17 protein-coding genes are annotated in these 14,729 nt (G+C 59.4%); 4 read left to right on the forward strand and 13 right to left on the reverse strand.

What is annotated here, in order from left to right; translation table 11 throughout:
• Positions 1–19: 19 nt before the first annotated feature.
• From HNO51_RS08205 to HNO51_RS08230, 6 genes are all read right to left on the reverse strand, one after another.
• Positions 20–679: a methyltransferase family protein gene (locus tag HNO51_RS08205; RefSeq protein ID WP_209538915.1), complete on the reverse strand. Its 660-nt coding sequence runs from the start codon at positions 677–679 to the stop codon at positions 20–22.
• Entirely contained in the window at positions 672–908 is a 237-nt protein-coding gene (locus HNO51_RS08210; protein ID WP_209538916.1) for a DUF2933 domain-containing protein, read from the reverse strand. The genes HNO51_RS08205 and HNO51_RS08210 overlap by 8 nt, the downstream gene beginning before the upstream one ends.
• Positions 905–3,346: a copper-transporting P-type ATPase gene (locus tag HNO51_RS08215; RefSeq protein WP_338035276.1), complete on the reverse strand. Its 2,442-nt coding sequence runs from the start codon at positions 3,344–3,346 to the stop codon at positions 905–907. The genes HNO51_RS08210 and HNO51_RS08215 overlap by 4 nt, the downstream gene beginning before the upstream one ends.
• Positions 3,347–3,437: 91 nt before the next feature.
• Positions 3,438–3,692: an SHOCT domain-containing protein gene (locus HNO51_RS08220; protein WP_209538917.1), complete on the reverse strand. Its 255-nt coding sequence runs from the start codon at positions 3,690–3,692 to the stop codon at positions 3,438–3,440.
• A gap of 399 nt (positions 3,693–4,091) precedes the next feature.
• Positions 4,092–4,367: a DUF5676 family membrane protein gene (locus tag HNO51_RS08225; RefSeq protein ID WP_242597226.1), complete on the reverse strand. Its 276-nt coding sequence runs from the start codon at positions 4,365–4,367 to the stop codon at positions 4,092–4,094.
• A 43-nt stretch (positions 4,368–4,410) separates the two neighbouring features.
• Entirely contained in the window at positions 4,411–4,764 is a 354-nt protein-coding gene (locus HNO51_RS08230; RefSeq protein WP_209538918.1) for a YHS domain-containing protein, read from the reverse strand.
• A gap of 1,048 nt (positions 4,765–5,812) precedes the next feature.
• Here HNO51_RS08230 and HNO51_RS08235 point away from each other — a divergent pair.
• The 4 genes from HNO51_RS08235 (at position 5,813) to HNO51_RS08250 (ending at position 7,710) form a co-directional block, all read left to right on the forward strand.
• Positions 5,813–6,235: a MerR family transcriptional regulator gene (locus tag HNO51_RS08235; RefSeq protein ID WP_209538919.1), complete on the forward strand. Its 423-nt coding sequence runs from the start codon at positions 5,813–5,815 to the stop codon at positions 6,233–6,235.
• A 283-nt stretch (positions 6,236–6,518) separates the two neighbouring features.
• Positions 6,519–6,698: a hypothetical protein gene (locus tag HNO51_RS08240; RefSeq protein WP_338035277.1), complete on the forward strand. Its 180-nt coding sequence runs from the start codon at positions 6,519–6,521 to the stop codon at positions 6,696–6,698.
• Positions 6,685–6,972, forward strand: a complete 288-nt coding sequence (locus HNO51_RS08245) for a hypothetical protein (RefSeq protein WP_242597227.1) — start codon at positions 6,685–6,687, stop codon at positions 6,970–6,972. Before HNO51_RS08240 ends, HNO51_RS08245 begins: the two co-directional genes overlap by 14 nt.
• A gap of 81 nt (positions 6,973–7,053) precedes the next feature.
• Positions 7,054–7,710 (forward strand): antitoxin Xre/MbcA/ParS toxin-binding domain-containing protein, encoded by a 657-nt coding sequence (locus HNO51_RS08250; protein ID WP_209538920.1) that lies wholly within the window; start codon positions 7,054–7,056, stop codon positions 7,708–7,710.
• Here HNO51_RS08250 and HNO51_RS08255 read toward each other — a convergent pair.
• From HNO51_RS08255 to HNO51_RS08285, 7 genes are all read right to left on the reverse strand, one after another.
• Entirely contained in the window at positions 7,701–8,051 is a 351-nt protein-coding gene (locus HNO51_RS08255; RefSeq protein ID WP_209538921.1) for a hypothetical protein, read from the reverse strand. The genes HNO51_RS08250 and HNO51_RS08255 overlap by 10 nt on opposite strands.
• A 196-nt stretch (positions 8,052–8,247) precedes the next feature.
• Positions 8,248–8,487 (reverse strand): hypothetical protein, encoded by a 240-nt coding sequence (locus HNO51_RS08260; RefSeq protein WP_209538922.1) that lies wholly within the window; start codon positions 8,485–8,487, stop codon positions 8,248–8,250.
• 18 nt (positions 8,488–8,505) lie between these two features.
• Positions 8,506–9,762, reverse strand: coding sequence for a hypothetical protein (locus tag HNO51_RS08265; protein ID WP_209538923.1), 1,257 nt, complete (start codon positions 9,760–9,762; stop codon positions 8,506–8,508).
• A gap of 114 nt (positions 9,763–9,876) precedes the next feature.
• Positions 9,877–10,908 carry a hypothetical protein gene (locus HNO51_RS08270; protein WP_209538924.1) on the reverse strand — a complete coding sequence of 344 codons (1,032 nt, stop codon included), beginning with the start codon at positions 10,906–10,908 and terminating at the stop codon, positions 9,877–9,879.
• A 41-nt stretch (positions 10,909–10,949) separates the two neighbouring features.
• A complete protein-coding gene (locus HNO51_RS20975) occupies positions 10,950–12,356 on the reverse strand; it encodes a DUF2442 domain-containing protein (protein WP_242597228.1) in 1,407 nt (468 codons plus the stop codon).
• Positions 12,357–12,386: 30 nt separating this feature from the next.
• Positions 12,387–12,761, reverse strand: a complete 375-nt coding sequence (locus HNO51_RS08280) for a helix-turn-helix domain-containing protein (RefSeq protein WP_209538925.1) — start codon at positions 12,759–12,761, stop codon at positions 12,387–12,389.
• Positions 12,762–13,647: 886 nt separating this feature from the next.
• The gene (locus tag HNO51_RS08285; protein ID WP_209538926.1) at positions 13,648–14,559 is read right to left on the reverse strand and encodes a BrxR family helix-turn-helix transcriptional regulator; all 912 of its coding nucleotides are present in this window, start codon (positions 14,557–14,559) and stop codon (positions 13,648–13,650) included.
• Positions 14,560–14,729: the final 170 nt, after the last annotated feature.

Consider the following 14,729-nt stretch of genomic DNA (forward strand, 5'->3'; position numbering starts at 1 on the left):
TGGCTCCCGACTGGTGTCCCTAGGGGCGCTGGCCACTGGGGTGAGTGGCTCGTAGACGCGGAATGAATCGCGGCGTGCTGGCCGCGTAGGTCTGCCATTTGTCGCCGAACTGGCGCGCTACCTCGCGCTCTTCGTGGATCGCCAGTCGTGAGTACATCCACACCAATACCGGGAACATGATCAGGGTCAGCAGGGTGGGCCACTGCAGCAGGAAGCCGGTCATCACCAACACGAAGCCGGCGTACTGCGGATGCCGGACATGGGCGTACAGTCCGCTGGTGGCCAGCTCTCCCCGTTGCTGGGCGGCATAGAGCACTCGCCAACCGGCGGCGATGAGCCAGAACCCAGCGGCGATGAACACCATGCTGAGCAGATGGAAGGGCCCGAAGTGGGGGTTGGCCTGCCAGCCGAACAGCATCTCCAGCAGGTGCCCCGCATCGTGGCTGAACCAGTCCACCTCAGGGAAGCGTGATTGCAACCAGCCGGAGAGGAAGTAGAGGGTCAGCGGAAAGCCGTACATCTCCGTGAACAACGCCACCAGGAAGGCGCTGAAGGCCCCGAGCGAGCGCCAGTCCCGGCGCGTCTGCGGCTTGAAGAAACTGAAGGCGAAGAAGATGAAGATCGCCGAGTTGAGAATGACCAGGCCCCACAGCCCGTAGGCGGGTACGTCATCACTCATCGCGTCCTCCCTTGTGATTGTCATGCCCACCATGGCCTCCATGCCCGCCGTGCATGAACACATGCATCAGCGGGCAGGCGAGCAGGATCACCCAGGGCAGGGCGCCGAGCAGGTGCACCCTGTGCTCCTCCCAGAGCAGGAAGCCCATCACCGCCAGGGCGAGCGCTGCCATGAGCCAGAAGGTGCCCTTGCTTGGTCCTCGCTCCAGCCACCCCTTTTCGTCATTCATGATCCGATCCTCACTCGGCGCAGGCGCAACGAGTTCATCACCACCGACAGCGAGGAGGCGCTCATCGCGAAGGCAGCGAAGATTGGGCCGATCAGGATGCCGAAGAACGGATAGAGAATCCCGGCGGCGATGGGTACGCCGGCCCCGTTGTAGACCAGGGCGAAGAACAGGTTCTGCTTGATGTTGCGCATGGTGGCCAGCGATAGCTTGCGGGCACGGACGATGCCATCCAGGTTGCCCTTGACCAGGGTGAAGCCGGCGCTTTCGATCGCCACGTCGGCGCCGGTGCCCATGGCGATGCCCACATCGGCCTGGGCGAGGGCGGGGGCGTCGTTCACCCCGTCGCCCGCCATGGCCACCTTGCGGCCTTGTTCCTGCAATTCACGGATGATGCGCGCCTTGTCCTCGGGCAGCACGTCGGCACGGATCTCGTCGATGCCCAGCCGGTCGGCCACCGCCTTGGCCGTGCGCTCGTTGTCGCCGGTGGCCATGATGATGCGAAAGCCCAGCCGGTGCAGCGCCTTCAGGGCATCGGGCGTGGTTGCCTTCACTGGGTCGGCGACGCTGACCAGGCCGGCGATCTGGCCATCGAGCACGACGAACATCACCGTTTCGCCTTCATCGCGGCGGGCGTTCGCGGTCTCGGAGATCCGGCCGCCATCGAGGCCCAGTTCGGCCATCAGCTTGGCGTTACCGAGGGCCACCGACTTGCCGTCCACGACCCCCTTGACGCCCATGCCAGTCACGGCTTCGAAATCGGTGGCATCGGCGAGGGACACGCCGCGCTCCTCGGCGCCGGCGACGATGGCCTCGGCCAGTGGGTGCTCGGAGCCTTTCTCGAGGCTGGCCGCCAGGCGCAACACCTCGGCCTCGTCATGCCCTTCCTCGGGCAGCACCGCCACCAGCTTCGGCTTGCCTTCGGTCAGGGTGCCGGTCTTGTCGACCATCAGCGTATCGACCTTGGCGAAACGTTCCAGCGCCTCGGCATTCTTGATCAGTACGCCGGCCTGCGCGCCGCGCCCGGTGGCCGTCATGATCGACATCGGCGTGGCCAGGCCCAGCGCACAGGGGCAGGCGATGATCAGCACCGCCACCGCCGAGACCAGCGCATAGGACAGCGCCGGCGCCGGACCCCAGATCGCCCAGCTAATGAAGGAGAGAATGGCGACGCCGATCACCGCGGGCACGAACTTGCCCGCCACCTTGTCGGCGAATTTCTGAATCGGTGCGCGCGAGCGCTGGGCAGCGGCCACCATCTCGACGATCTGGCTGAGCATGGTGTCGGCGCCGACGCGGGTGGCTTCCATGACCAGGCTGCCGGTGCCGTTGATCGTGGCCCCCGTGACCTGGTCGCCTTGGACCTTCTCCACCGGTACCGGCTCGCCGGAGATCATCGACTCGTCGATCGAGGAGCGGCCCTCGACCACCATGCCGTCCACCGGTACCTTGTCGCCGGGGCGCACCCGCAGGTGATCGCCGACCTGCACGTCTTCCAGCGGTATCTCCTCTTCGCTGCCGTCGGGCCGGATCACCCTCGCGGTCTTGGCGGCCATGTCGAGCAGTGCCCGGATCGCCTTGCCGGTGCCCTCGCGAGCGCGCAGCTCCATCACCTGGCCTAGCAGGACCAGGGTTACGATTACCGCTGCGGCCTCGAAGTAGACTCCGACGGAGCCGTCTTCCCGGCGGAACCCGTCGGGAAAGATGCCGGGCGCCAGCACCGCGACGATCGAGAACAGGTAGGCAGCGCCGACCCCCATGCCGATCAGGCTGAACATGTTGAGGTTCATCGTCCGGAACGAATTCCAGCCGCGCACGAAGAACGGCCAGCCGGACCACAGGATGACCGGCGTGCTGAGCACCAGCTCGATCCACATGGCACTGCGTTCGCCGAAGAAGTCGCGGATCGCCGTAACACCCAGGTAGGGGGTCATGGTCAGCACCAGCACCGGCAGCGTGAGTATGGCCGCGACCCAGAAACGCCGGGTAAAGTCGACCAGCTCGGGATTCGGCCCCTCATCGCCGACGGCCGCCGATTCTAGCTCTAGCCCCATGCCGCACAGCGGGCAGGCCCCGGGGGTGGTCTGGCGCACCTCGGGGTGCATCGGGCAGGTGTAGACGGCGCCGGCATGTCCAGCCGGCACCTTGTCGTACTTGCCGCCGCGCACCGGTTCGCTGACTGCATGGCCGGTGCCATGTCCGTGGCACGGGGCATGCTTACCATGATCGGAAGGCGCCTGAGCGTCGTCACTTCCCATGGGGACGAGGTGCATGCCGCACTTCGGGCAATCACCCGGTTGGTCGGATATGACCTCCGGGTGCATCGGGCAGGTAAACTGGGAAGCGCCTTGACCGTTGGTGTTCATGGAACCGGCATCTGTGCCTTCCTTCAGCTTACCGTGATGCGAATGCTCACGCCGCTTGATGTGCTGCTGAGTCATGAAGCCATCTCCGTTACTTTCGTTGGCTGGGGGGTATCTCAGGGTCTTCCTTTCCGCGAGTGAGGGACCCCATGGTGCCTATGCAGCGTCGTCAATGCCGCAGATCGCGCCTGCGTTGCTCGTATTCCTCGCGGTCGATCTCGCCGCGGGCATAGCGTTCTTGCAGAAGGTCCAGTGCCGTTGGCCGCTGTTGAGACATGGCCTCGCCCCGGCCTCGGGTCATGCCACGCACGAGGAGAACGGCCAAGGCAATGACGGCGCCCCAGAACAACACCATCATGAGCCAGCCGAAGAGCATATGCCCCCAGCCGTAATTCCCCATATACGCCATCATGTCGCCCCACATGGTCGGATCTCCTTTCATGTTGAATTACCCTGCCCTGATGTCAGGCTAAAACCTGTGGGTAACCCAAGGATCAAGAAAAATAGAGGTGAAAGCATGCGGCTCTTGATCCCGGTCAGCTTTCGTCATCCTCGTTGGAATGGAATCACCACCGCAGGCATGCGTTGATGTGTGAATCCATGTTAGTGCCCCCCGCTCATCGTGAGTATTGCGTGAGGAATCGGCTAGCTTCCGCCACTGTCCCCAGCGAGGAATAAACATCGGTACTCGCCGCTGATAGGCGCGAGATGTCGCTGCCAATTCCTTGGCAACATCGAATATGGCCGAAAAAGCTGAAACAAGCCTGAATGGCTGCTTGGAGCGTTACATGTGTTGTCCATGGGGCCTGCCTCCCGCCGATTCTCACCGTCCAAAGCGTGTGGCAAAGAAGTTGTAGAGCGGGCCGAAGACCAGGGCGACGTACCAGCCGTAGCCGAAGCTTTCAGCCAGGCCCAGGAAGAAGCTTGACCAGCTCAACCAGGTGAAGCCAGGCAGCAGGCGAAGCCAGCTCTCATACATCGCCTGGTCGGGAAACAGCAGGTCGAAGCCGACGCATAGGGTGAAGGTCACGGCCAGAAACAGCCCCAGGCTCATCCCGAGCGTGATCACGGGAATCCGTGGCGTAGCCTGGACCGGCAAGCGGGTTCCGGAGCGAGGCTTGGCTGTCGACGGAACATCGGCATCAGGCATCTTCGTTCTCCGGTTGGGTAGTAAAGTCCTTTGCTGCAGGTGCGAGATATTGTTCGGGCGCGACCTCGAAGCGCTCCCGGCAGTCACGAGAACAGAAGTAAAAGACGTGGCCATCGTGGACGCTCGGCTTGGCCCTTTCGGTTCTGACGGTCTTGCCGCAGACGGGATCGACGTCCTCGGCTGGCGGAATCCACTTCAGCCCCTCGGTGGCGTGTGGATCCTCTCGACTATCGTCGCCATGCTTGCTCCTGCCATGGCGGTGCCCCATGACGTGGGCACCACAGCCAAAGCGCATCATCAGAAAGAGGATCGCTGCCCAGATCAGGAAGTAAAACAGTGCGTTCATAAATGCCTCCTCGTGACTTCCGCTAAGCTGTACCCGATACCGAGCCCGCTGGCGTGCTTACGAATGTGCATGCGAAAGAGACTCTCCACGCACAGCGGCCACTCCGGCAGTTGCCTGGATCAATGTGGGGCGGGCACGGGTTTCTCCCGCACAGCCATGTCTGGAAGCGCGGGATCAGGGAGCGAGTCGACTTAGACTCTGTAGCGTTGGGTCAAAAGGTAGACTGGAACCGAAGAGGGGGAGAGGAGAGCGCTTGGCCTGCCGCTGGCGGTGACAACCCGGGGCGCTATGGCTGGGGCCGTCATGCTCAAAGGAAGAGGCTCGAAGTCCAAGTCCTGGCGCTCCAGGCGCAACAGGGCGCTGCCGACATTACGAGTGCCATGGCCATGGTGGCATCGCGGTTGAGGATAGTCTGCGTTGATGAACTCGATGTTCGAGTGCGCATCTGCGTGAGGCTCAACGCCAACCTGGCCAGACACAGTAGAGGAGGGAGCATCTGCCGAGGAAGGGACATCTGCCATTGTGGCGGCGCTAGAGAGCAGTAGCACCATGCCCAGCAGGATGACCAGACCAAAGCGATGCCACGCGGTGGCAGACCGCGAGGATTGCTTGGGAAATGACGCGTGCCTGGCCATGCGGCAGGGCTCCTGCAGAGTGATGTACATCTTACCCTAGCGCAGAATCGAATCCTGTCCATTGACATGGATCAAGATGGAGCTTGCCGTAAGCTGCAGTGGCCTCATTGAAGTGGTGACCTGGGCGAATGGCTGGGATGACTTTTACCATAGGTTATACCGTTTCGGCATGGATGTATGTTCAAAACTTTGGTCTTGGTTGGTTATTCGGCATGACACCAGCGCAGTATTAACTTCTTGAATCCTTTGTACCGCTCTCATGCGTATCTGTTTTTTTACCCTTGATTCAAGGCCACATTTTGGAGGTGCAGCACTACGATGGAGACCGCCATGGGTCGACCCAGCTCGATCTTGACCTTTGGGCAGCCTCAAGGTTGTAAGCTGACGTAGAATGGATATGTAGGGAAAGGGCAATGCGAGTCACAGAATTGGCTCGTGCTGGTGGCGTCTCTGCTGAAACGGTACGCCACTACACACGTGAGGGTCTGTTACGACCGCAACGGGATCCGTGCAATGGCTATCAACTTTACGATGAAGAGGCGCTAGGGCGACTTCGTTTCATTGATTGCCTTCGTTCGTTGGGAGTTGGTCTCCCGGCAATCAAGCAGATACTACATTGGGCGGATCAAGACAATCCTACGGTTGTCGATAGGTATACGCCGTTGGCTAATAAAGGTTGTCACATTCGCTTGCGGATACAAGAGCTCCAGGCGATAGCGCAATGGTTGGAGAGCATAGGTACCGATGATGATCTCAGCCTGAGGCAACTTATTGAAGATCTTGGGTCGGTGGAGTCAACGATTATAGCGGGTGGCCATTACAGTAGTAATAGATGAGGTGGCGGCGATATGTCGTCGACCGAATCATTCGTGGTGGCCATGAAGTTGAAGTGCCAGCATTGCTAGATATAGAAGCCCCGGTTATCAGCAGTGCTAACATCGTACGTGCTGCTGGATGCTGGCCTGCCAGATGATGAATTCCGGAGTGAAACATCCTGGCTGATCTAAACCAGGAATTCTCTGTCCTGAGTAACCGAGCGCCCCCTCTTGCGCTGTGAAGATCTCAACGCTACCTGAACAGCTTTGCAAATCATTGACTTGGGATCACAGCCATAAGCCCGTGGAGAGCCTCGCCGAGTGTCTGCAGGTGGCGTTCGATGCCGGCGGCAAGCGCGTCACCCTGCCCATGAGCAGCGCCATGGACATCCCCACCATCCCCGCCGAGCTGTTCACCAAGTTCCAGACCAGCTTCTACACCGAGCCGGTGGATGCCGTGGTGAAGGCGCTTGGGGTGGAGTAATCCCCCTTACCCCGACAACGATTCTGGAGAGCACCTCATATGCACCGAACCCGAACTGATTCAGAGCCCGCTCAGCCAGGCCATCACCCGCGATGGCCACACCCTGCAGGTCGATATCTTCCGGCTTGAAGACGAAACAGACTGGCTGCTGGAAGTCGTCAACGAGGATGGTACTTACCATGTCTGGGACGACCGCTTCGCCACCGACCAGGCCGCCCTGAACGCAGTGCACGCCGCCATCGATGAGGAATGCATCGGCGCCTTTCTGGACTGACACCGACTCCTTGCAGGGGAGAGCCTGCCAGTCTTTAGGCTACTCTGATACCCAGTACACGAGCACGGGGGCAGCCAGCTCATGACACCGCCAGCACAAGCATCATCGACCGATCCGCTGGAGAGAATTTTTGCTTACCGGGTCATCGACCTTCGCGACCGCTTCCCTCAGCCACTGGAGGCCTTCCGTGAGGCCCTGGAGTGCCTGCAGAGCGATCGCTCCTACATGGCCGCCATGAGTGGCGAGATCATCGCCTACCTGCGTGGCGGCTACTCCCTGATCATTCCTGATGAATTTTTCATACGCCGCAGTTCCGAGATCGATGCTACTCTGGTGCCGCCGGAGGAAAACGACGCGGTGTGCGCAGAGGTTGAAGCCTGGCTGCGCGCCACACTCACTTCCCTCGAAGCAAATTTCGCCGAGGCAGTCCCACTGGAAGAGCGTCCTTACTCGCTCGACCAACTATTGGAGCAGTGCGACCCTCAGGCTCCATACTCTGAAGAGCAGCATGCCTGGCAGGACATGCCAGATGTCGGTCGTGAAATGGTGGAGTACCTCAACGACAATGACGTATGGGGGGCAGCAGAAAGGGTCTTTGGAGATAAGGAAAAGGCTCGGCGCTGGATGAAAACACCATTGAAGCAGCTGAACGATCGCTCTCCGATAGTAGTTCTCAGTGAAGATCCGCAACAGGTACATGACCTGCTGATCCGTATCGAGCATGGAGTCTATATGTAGGAGAAAATCAGCTTACGACCGTCGCCGTGAATTTCGACGTACTCCGCCCACAGCAACAGGGTCACGCCCTTGCGCGCCTGGCGGACCTGGAAGTAGTCCGGTGCCGTGAAGCGCACCGGTGGTGCCTTGGCGGGAAACAGCCTCGCCTCGTGCGCCACCTCGTCGGTGCCGTCCGGCAGCGTCCAGGTGATGCCGGCGACTTGGGTCAGGCTAACGTACTGGCTGACCACGCCCTTGGAGAGGCCGAAGGCCCGAGCAATTTTCTCGTGGCTGAGGCCGGCGTCGTACTTGAGGCGCAACACCCCGGTGATGGTTCGCATGGGAATCCTCGGTGCTGACATGTCCCCCTCCAGGGGCAAAGGCAAAAGGAGGGGTATGCCGTAAAAGTCCGAATCATTCCAGCGAGTTAGTTGATATTCCGGGAACTTGGCCTATGATTCCGGCATCGTCACCGCGGATTCCGGGAACAGGCCGTAATCGGTCATGATGAAACGGAATGGCCGGTCACATTGGTCCGGAATGGTCGGTCACGATAGATCAGAACGTGCGGTCCCGATAGTGCGGAATAAGCACGGCGCTCTCCGCTTTCACAAACGCGGTCTGCTCCCACAGCCGGTCGGTGAGCGTGGCCTTATCGGGCGCCACATCGATCTCCCCGGTGCCGGTCACGTGGATGTGGCCTGGCTCTGGGGTGTCTGCGGCGATGGCTGGCGCGGACAAGGCCGCGGCAAGCACCAGGCACAGGGACCAGCGTGTGGACGTGATGGGCAGTGCCATGTTTTCTCCTTGTCTCGGTTACGAGGATGGCACGGGGTCTAGGGATGTGTTCGGCTCGCCGGCGTCGTCGAGCCTTTGGGCGATCTGCTGATCCACTATCTGGCTCACAGGCAGGTTGAACGAGAACGCGCCATCGGGAAGTCCCAGGATCTGGTTGAAGACGACGCGGCTCAACACCGATTGCGCCTGCTTTCCCGGGCGCTTGAAAGGATCGACGTTCCAGCCATTCCCGAGCGCGCGCTGCATGAAGCTCTCCATTGCGCCAGGAACCACGTTAGCCGCTTGTCGCTTGGGGCAACCGCTGCGTACGAGGTAGTCGCTGGCGCTTCGCGCAGCCCGCCAGATGATGGCGAACACCTGACCAATCGAGTAGTTCTGCATGGCGATGGTCAGGACGTGCTCTGTCTTTTCGCCAACGCGGAAGGGCAGTCCCCGCTCGGTCAGGCAGAGCTCGAGATAAGCGAGAACTTCCTCTTTGGCCGCGCGGTGGGCGATCTCCCTCACGGCGTCCTGATGGGCCTCTAGGAATGCTGTGCTGCTCAGACGTTCATCGAGCTTGCGATAGACCGCCGGGCCATCAATGCCGCCGACCATTATCAGCGCCGCCTCGGCGTCGGGGTAAGTCGTGAGCTCCCACGCAACGTGGCGGGGGTGATAGCGGTGGCCGTGGGCTTCCTGGTTGATTTCGACCGTTCCTGCCGGACTGTAAGGGGAGATGGCGATCACGCGCGCAGCCAGAAGGGAGCTGGCTAGGTCGATTTCATGATTCTCGCTGGCGGCCAGGGTATCGATGCGGTTGTGGCTCACAGGATGGATCTGGGTGAGAGATTCATCGGCCGAGTGTTTGAGCAGTGCTAGTAGGCGCACGCTCTGCTCGACCGGGAGGCTGTTCACGTCATTGCCGATGCGCTGATAGTCGTGGAGGCTTTCCCAGAGGGACTCCTCAAGCTCCTCGGCTTCCTGCTGCTTGGCATCTTCTTGGCAGCGACCACATATCCAGTCAGAGCCTCGCTTGATTACCGAGGCGTTCTGCGTCATGTCGTTGCGGTTGGCGACCGGGTAGTAGGCTCCACACACGATGCACTGGATGTCGTCGCGAGTGAGCGTGGCAACCTCTCTCACCGTCGCAGCCAGGCGATGTTGCGGTATGCCGAAGTCCTTGGCGATGTGAGTCGTCGTTTCCTGAAACTTGCCGTTTTCCGTGGCTGCGCAGTAGCGCTCAACGAGCTCGCGGCTGCTGGGCTTGTCGTCGTGGAATTGTGCATGGATGTTCATGGGGCTCACGCTGGTTGAGGGTTTGCCGTGTGCCCAGCATACCAGTGAGGCGGTTTGGGGCCTTGGAAGGGGAGATGTTGGAGCGCTATTTATGATGGTCTGGGCAATGGCGGTTCACCGGAGGGGTTGATCCACCTGTTCTCGGATGCCCTCCAGCAACCTGTCCAGCTGATCATCCATCATCTGCCGATAGGGCTCTGGCGGCCCTTGAACCGCAGCATAGTGACCCTGCAGGCGCTCGATTTCAGCGGGAAGCACCCGATCGAGCTGGGCTTCACCCCACGCCATCACGTCCTCAAGCACCGGCGCCAGCTCGAAGGTGCCAAGCCAGTTCATGCAGTCGATGATGTCACCACAGTTGAGGGCGCTGGCATCCCCGGGGTTCACCAGGGCGACGGTGTAGAGCGGCTCAGGATGCCCCGGGCCAGTGTCCGGCTCCCGGGTGATCCCGATAGCGGCAGGAAGGGCGTTATCGCGCTGCAGGACAGTCATGGCGTAATCGGTGAGGCTATGCGCCAGCCGCTTGTTGAACAGCACGAGATCACGGCGCACGAGGTTGTCCGCGGAGGAGGCCGGCACATGCTGGCGCTCCACCCAGCCTTCGCCGAGGTCGACTCGATGAGTAGTGAACGGCAGGAGTTCTGCCTGGGTGCCGGCCACACGTTGCTCGAGCTCGCCCAGAATGAGGTTGCGGAGTGAGGTGAACTCGTAGTGGCGCCATTCCCCATCTCTCAGCTCCGAGGCGTCGATGGTGAATTGCTGGCGCTGATGTCTCAGGTAGGCTGGGAGAGGTGGAGTGGAGGCTGGGTCGTGCTTCAAGTGGGCCGCATGGGTGGTGCGAGCCTCCTGATCGATCATCTCGGCAAGCGTGGGCATGTCCCCTTGGAAGACATGCGCCAGGTTGGGCTCCCCGTGGTGGAAGTGGTGCTCACCGGTGCCGAGCAGGAGGCAGGCAACCTGATAGCCAGGGGCGTCGACCCCGGCTTCCTTCACAAAATCGATGGCCTCTTCCAGGAGATCCTTCTGTTCTCCATCCCCGCCCGCTGCAGCGAGCGCGTAGAACCGGTCACGCAGGTCGTTCATGTCCTCGATGCGCTGCTGGTGCCGGAAGGCGCTGAGGGCCTGGTGGAGGGCGTCCTGGGCCATGTGTTCTCCATTGAGGCGGCGGTGCGGATCACGCGGTGAGGCTAGTCGCCTGTCTGGGTGCAGTATGCCAGAGGAACACCCAGGCAGCGTCCGTCGTTGAGCAACAGGGACACCTTATTACCCGAGGGTAGGGTGCTCCGGATCGTGGCGGGGTCAGCTGTCTTAAAGCGCTCACGGAGGCCTGCGTTGCGGCTCATGTCACCGCAGCCGGCTAGGAGGCCGGAGGTGCTGATATCTTCGTCCACGTCGGGCCAGTGAATCCCAAGCGGGGAGAGCTCCACGTTATCGAGTTGACCTTGGCTGGCGCTATGCAGGCGGGGAAACCACTCGAGAGGGCAGCTCACCCATCGACCATCTGCCAGGCCTACCACCAGGCGTTGGCGAGATACTCGGACCCAAGCGGGGGATGTGTGGGTGGCCAGGGCATCCAGATCCTCCTTGCTCAGCGCCTTGAAGGCGATTTCAGCGGTGTGGGTATCCCCCTCGAGGGAGCGAGTTTCGACAGGTATGCCGATCGTAGACTCGAAGCTCTCTAGGTCTTCGCGCTGGATTGCCCCAACCTCACGTAGAGAGCGCATTGTCTCCAGCAGGGAGGCCAGGGCATCTGATCCTCTCGCATCCTTGCTGGCGTCGGATATACGCAGGGCTTCATGGCAAATGGACAATACGTCCTGCCAGACCTCGGGACGTGACGCATGCAGCCGCTGTCTGGCGGCAGCGGAGAGCACGCGGGTGGCGTAGGGTAGGTTCTCCACGGCGGCATCGCGCCACTGTTGCCAGTGGTCGCTGTCACGGGGGGTGTGGAGCAGCTCTCCCGGCAGCATTCCGGCGATGACTTCCTCAGACAGAGTCACAACCTCCCCCATTGGGGTGGTGATTGGGGAAGCGATGCCGAAATTGAGGATCTCGTAGGCCTCGATCAGGCTGATCAGGGCATCTAATCGCCGGCCCTTCTCTGAACTGGGGTCTGGCTCCGGGTCCAGGTCGAACATCGCTGAGACTTCCTTGAGGGCAGCCCGATAGCTCTCTTCGCTGATTAGAGGGCTGGACGCTTTTCCTGACCCAGCGGCATGTTGCCCCATGACGGTTGCCCGGTGTCCCTCGAAGGCCTTGCGCAAGGCGTCTGTCGGAGGGGGCGCGTCGATCTCTTCTTCCTCTTTGATATCTTCGAACATGGCCCCGGCCGTCTTCCTGGCCGCCTCCACGATTTGGGGTTTCTCCCGCGCCAGCAAAGCATCGAGGATGCCAGGCCGTGGCTTGGACGGCGATAGACCTCGCTCCTGGCATACCTCCAAGTAGACCTTCAGGGAGGCCCGGCCCTCGGTGGCAAGCGCTTCCCGGGACTCTGCGTAGAAATCGGCTGAACCGGCAAGCTCCGTGAACTCACCGCGGAACAGCCCCAGATCCTGGTCATACGTGATGGTGGCGGGTTGGCCATTGATGATCATCGACTCTGCCAAAAGCTTGCCTCCTGACAGTTAGGCTTCCGTAACGGTTAGCTCGACATTGAGCCCGGCCCGGTTGCATATCGCCAACAGCTCCTCGAGTGAGAAGTGGTGGATCTTGCCTTCACGCAGGCACTCGAGCTCGGGCAGCGCGACCCCCAGGCGATGGGCGGCTACCACGTCAAGGCATTCCCACCGCGCCACGCGCTGGGTGATCTCCTGAAGGAGGGTGGAGCGCAGACGCATGAGTTGAGCGTCCTGAGGGGTCTCCTCCAGGGCGTCCCAGACGCTGTCGAAGCGCTGTATGCCAAGGTCCTCGAACAGCTTGTCAGCGGTGGCAGAGCGCTTCCCTTGCCCAGAGTCCAGCTCAGCCATGGCCTGCTTGGTGTCGTCGTGCGGGTTCTTCACTAAAGACTCCCTCGGAGGCGTGTTGATTTCGGCAATTTGTCAAGTATAGACCTCTGCCCAAGCGGGGTCTAACTGGTCTCGGAGTTGATCACATGCGTCAATACGTTACTGCATCATTTCATAATTTCTTCATGCCTGGACTCCTATAAGTTGTTCTTATTTCGGTAAAACGGCAAGGGATAACTACGCCTATGATGTCAGACTATGAAAACGAGATACTCCAAAAGACTGGCGTCTCAGGCCTGGAGGATGCGTTGTCACGGCGTAGAGATGGAAATGTTTATCCAGTCGCTCCAGCCGATCGCTCACCCACTGCGCGGGTTCGCGTCGGCTGAGCTTCGTCGTTAAGTAATAGGAATTCGGGTGGTACGAGTAGAGCTAATTCATGAAATATAACGAAAGATCGTAAGAAATCTTCTCTTGTTTCAACAACTCGAACACTTATTAAAATTCATCGTTGCAAACGGAGAAATCTCAGATTTTTCTTCCGAATTAAAAGCACCAGCCAGGCCATGATCTGGCTGGCGTCCAAGGCTTCGCACAGCACCAGGGCACCGTCATCACTGCTGGCCGATTGGCCATTGAGTTCGACATGCACCAAGCTGTTGCAGGCCGGAACGAAGGGGATGCCTTGCCACCCATGGCGAGAGGTCCTCTTGAATCGTGTTCTGGAAGGAACATCCTGATTCTACAGGAGAAAATCTCTCGCCATCTTCATTTCCAGCACCCCTTGGTGAATTAGGTGGGTATATGGCGGTATGTAGTATGTCGACATTATATTGCAAGCGAGGGAGGGGTAAGTACTGCAATGCCCCCCTCTAGCTAGCTGGTTGTTTTATACATGTTCCGGCAAATTGAACTCTGAGTTGGGGCGGTTGCGTTGATTTTAGGTCTTGTGTTCGTAGACGGTTGATAGTTCAGGCTTCAGTTCTTCTGGGTTCAAAGCTATAATTTGCTGAGATCTAGGAGATCTCAGCTCCCTGAACTCATCTAATCGCAATCTGTTGAGAAGGTAAAACAAGAGAGCTCGTCGTACTTCAATTGTTCGAACGCCGCTAACCATTTCATACTCCCGTTCGACTGACTCTCTCTGTTCTTTAGACAAACCGGGGTGTGGAGCAAGGTGGACACGAACTATTTCTTGCCATTTTACATCTTGTGAAGCATCTACATTATTTGGTTGTATTGTTCCAGTTTCAAGAACTCTTGACAGAACAAAGTCTTGAAACCGTTCTTTTTTATGACAATATGCTCTCACATGGAATCGCAAACCGTCGCTTGCTATCGCATGAGGGCTGATGGCGCGCCATGTTGGTTCCTCCGTGGACATGGATTGATAGCGAATTACCAATGAGCAGGGTTTACGCAGGGTATTCAGTATTTCGCCGAGTACCGTCGGGTTGACATGCCGATAAGGTATCGGAACTTCATCATATGTAGGAGCATTGCCAATGAAGCATAAGTTTTCCGGCAAAGTCCCGGAATATAAGGATGCGAGATCCTGAAGGTAGACGGAAGCATCGTGCCGGACGAAGACGGGCTGAAAGCCGTCCTGAGCTACGTATGCTCGCTCACTGCTGTCGTAAGCTAGGTTATCAGGAGCAAGCTGTCGATAGGCTTTTAAATCCGCTGATGCTTGAGGTGTTGATATGCCGAAAAACTCCTCTAGATCAGCTCGGTTGATACGGCGTTCCCACAGAAGCCTGAAGTCGATGAACTCCAGCCTTCGGCGCGTACCCCACTGGGCATGGCGGATCACTTGACCACCTTCCTTCCTCATCAATGCCTCGGTATCCACGTTCAAAAGGTCATGCCCATGGTAGCTTGACACGTACATAAAGTATATGGGTATAGTATCTATACGGGTTCGGACGGTGTTGCTTTGGACCTGTAGAAGCGCCTTCCCAGCTCTATATCAGGGACAGGGGTTAGCTAAAAAATATTTTGAAATCAACGAGGTAAGTTCAA

It is taken from the genome of Billgrantia sulfidoxydans, from assembly GCF_017868775.1.
In the GTDB taxonomy this organism is placed as follows: Bacteria; Pseudomonadota; Gammaproteobacteria; order Pseudomonadales; family Halomonadaceae; genus Halomonas; species Halomonas sulfidoxydans.

Excerpts from the sequence above, each read along its gene's own strand:
- HNO51_RS08205 (WP_209538915.1), bottom strand. The coding sequence starts at position 679 with ATGAGTGATGACGTACCCGCCTACGGGCTGTGGGGCCTGGTCATTCTC.
- HNO51_RS08210 (WP_209538916.1), bottom strand. The coding sequence starts at position 908 with ATGAATGACGAAAAGGGGTGGCTGGAGCGAGGACCAAGCAAGGGCACC.
- HNO51_RS08215 (WP_338035276.1), bottom strand. The coding sequence starts at position 3,346 with ATGACTCAGCAGCACATCAAGCGGCGTGAGCATTCGCATCACGGTAAG.
- HNO51_RS08220 (WP_209538917.1), bottom strand. The coding sequence starts at position 3,692 with ATGTGGGGCGACATGATGGCGTATATGGGGAATTACGGCTGGGGGCAT.
- HNO51_RS08230 (WP_209538918.1), bottom strand. The coding sequence starts at position 4,764 with ATGAACGCACTGTTTTACTTCCTGATCTGGGCAGCGATCCTCTTTCTG.
- HNO51_RS08235 (WP_209538919.1), top strand. The coding sequence starts at position 5,813 with ATGCGAGTCACAGAATTGGCTCGTGCTGGTGGCGTCTCTGCTGAAACG.
- HNO51_RS08250 (WP_209538920.1), top strand. The coding sequence starts at position 7,054 with ATGACACCGCCAGCACAAGCATCATCGACCGATCCGCTGGAGAGAATT.
- HNO51_RS08255 (WP_209538921.1), bottom strand. The coding sequence starts at position 8,051 with ATGTCAGCACCGAGGATTCCCATGCGAACCATCACCGGGGTGTTGCGC.
- HNO51_RS08260 (WP_209538922.1), bottom strand. The coding sequence starts at position 8,487 with ATGGCACTGCCCATCACGTCCACACGCTGGTCCCTGTGCCTGGTGCTT.
- HNO51_RS08265 (WP_209538923.1), bottom strand. The coding sequence starts at position 9,762 with ATGAACATCCATGCACAATTCCACGACGACAAGCCCAGCAGCCGCGAG.
- HNO51_RS08270 (WP_209538924.1), bottom strand. The coding sequence starts at position 10,908 with ATGGCCCAGGACGCCCTCCACCAGGCCCTCAGCGCCTTCCGGCACCAG.
- HNO51_RS20975 (WP_242597228.1), bottom strand. The coding sequence starts at position 12,356 with ATGATCATCAATGGCCAACCCGCCACCATCACGTATGACCAGGATCTG.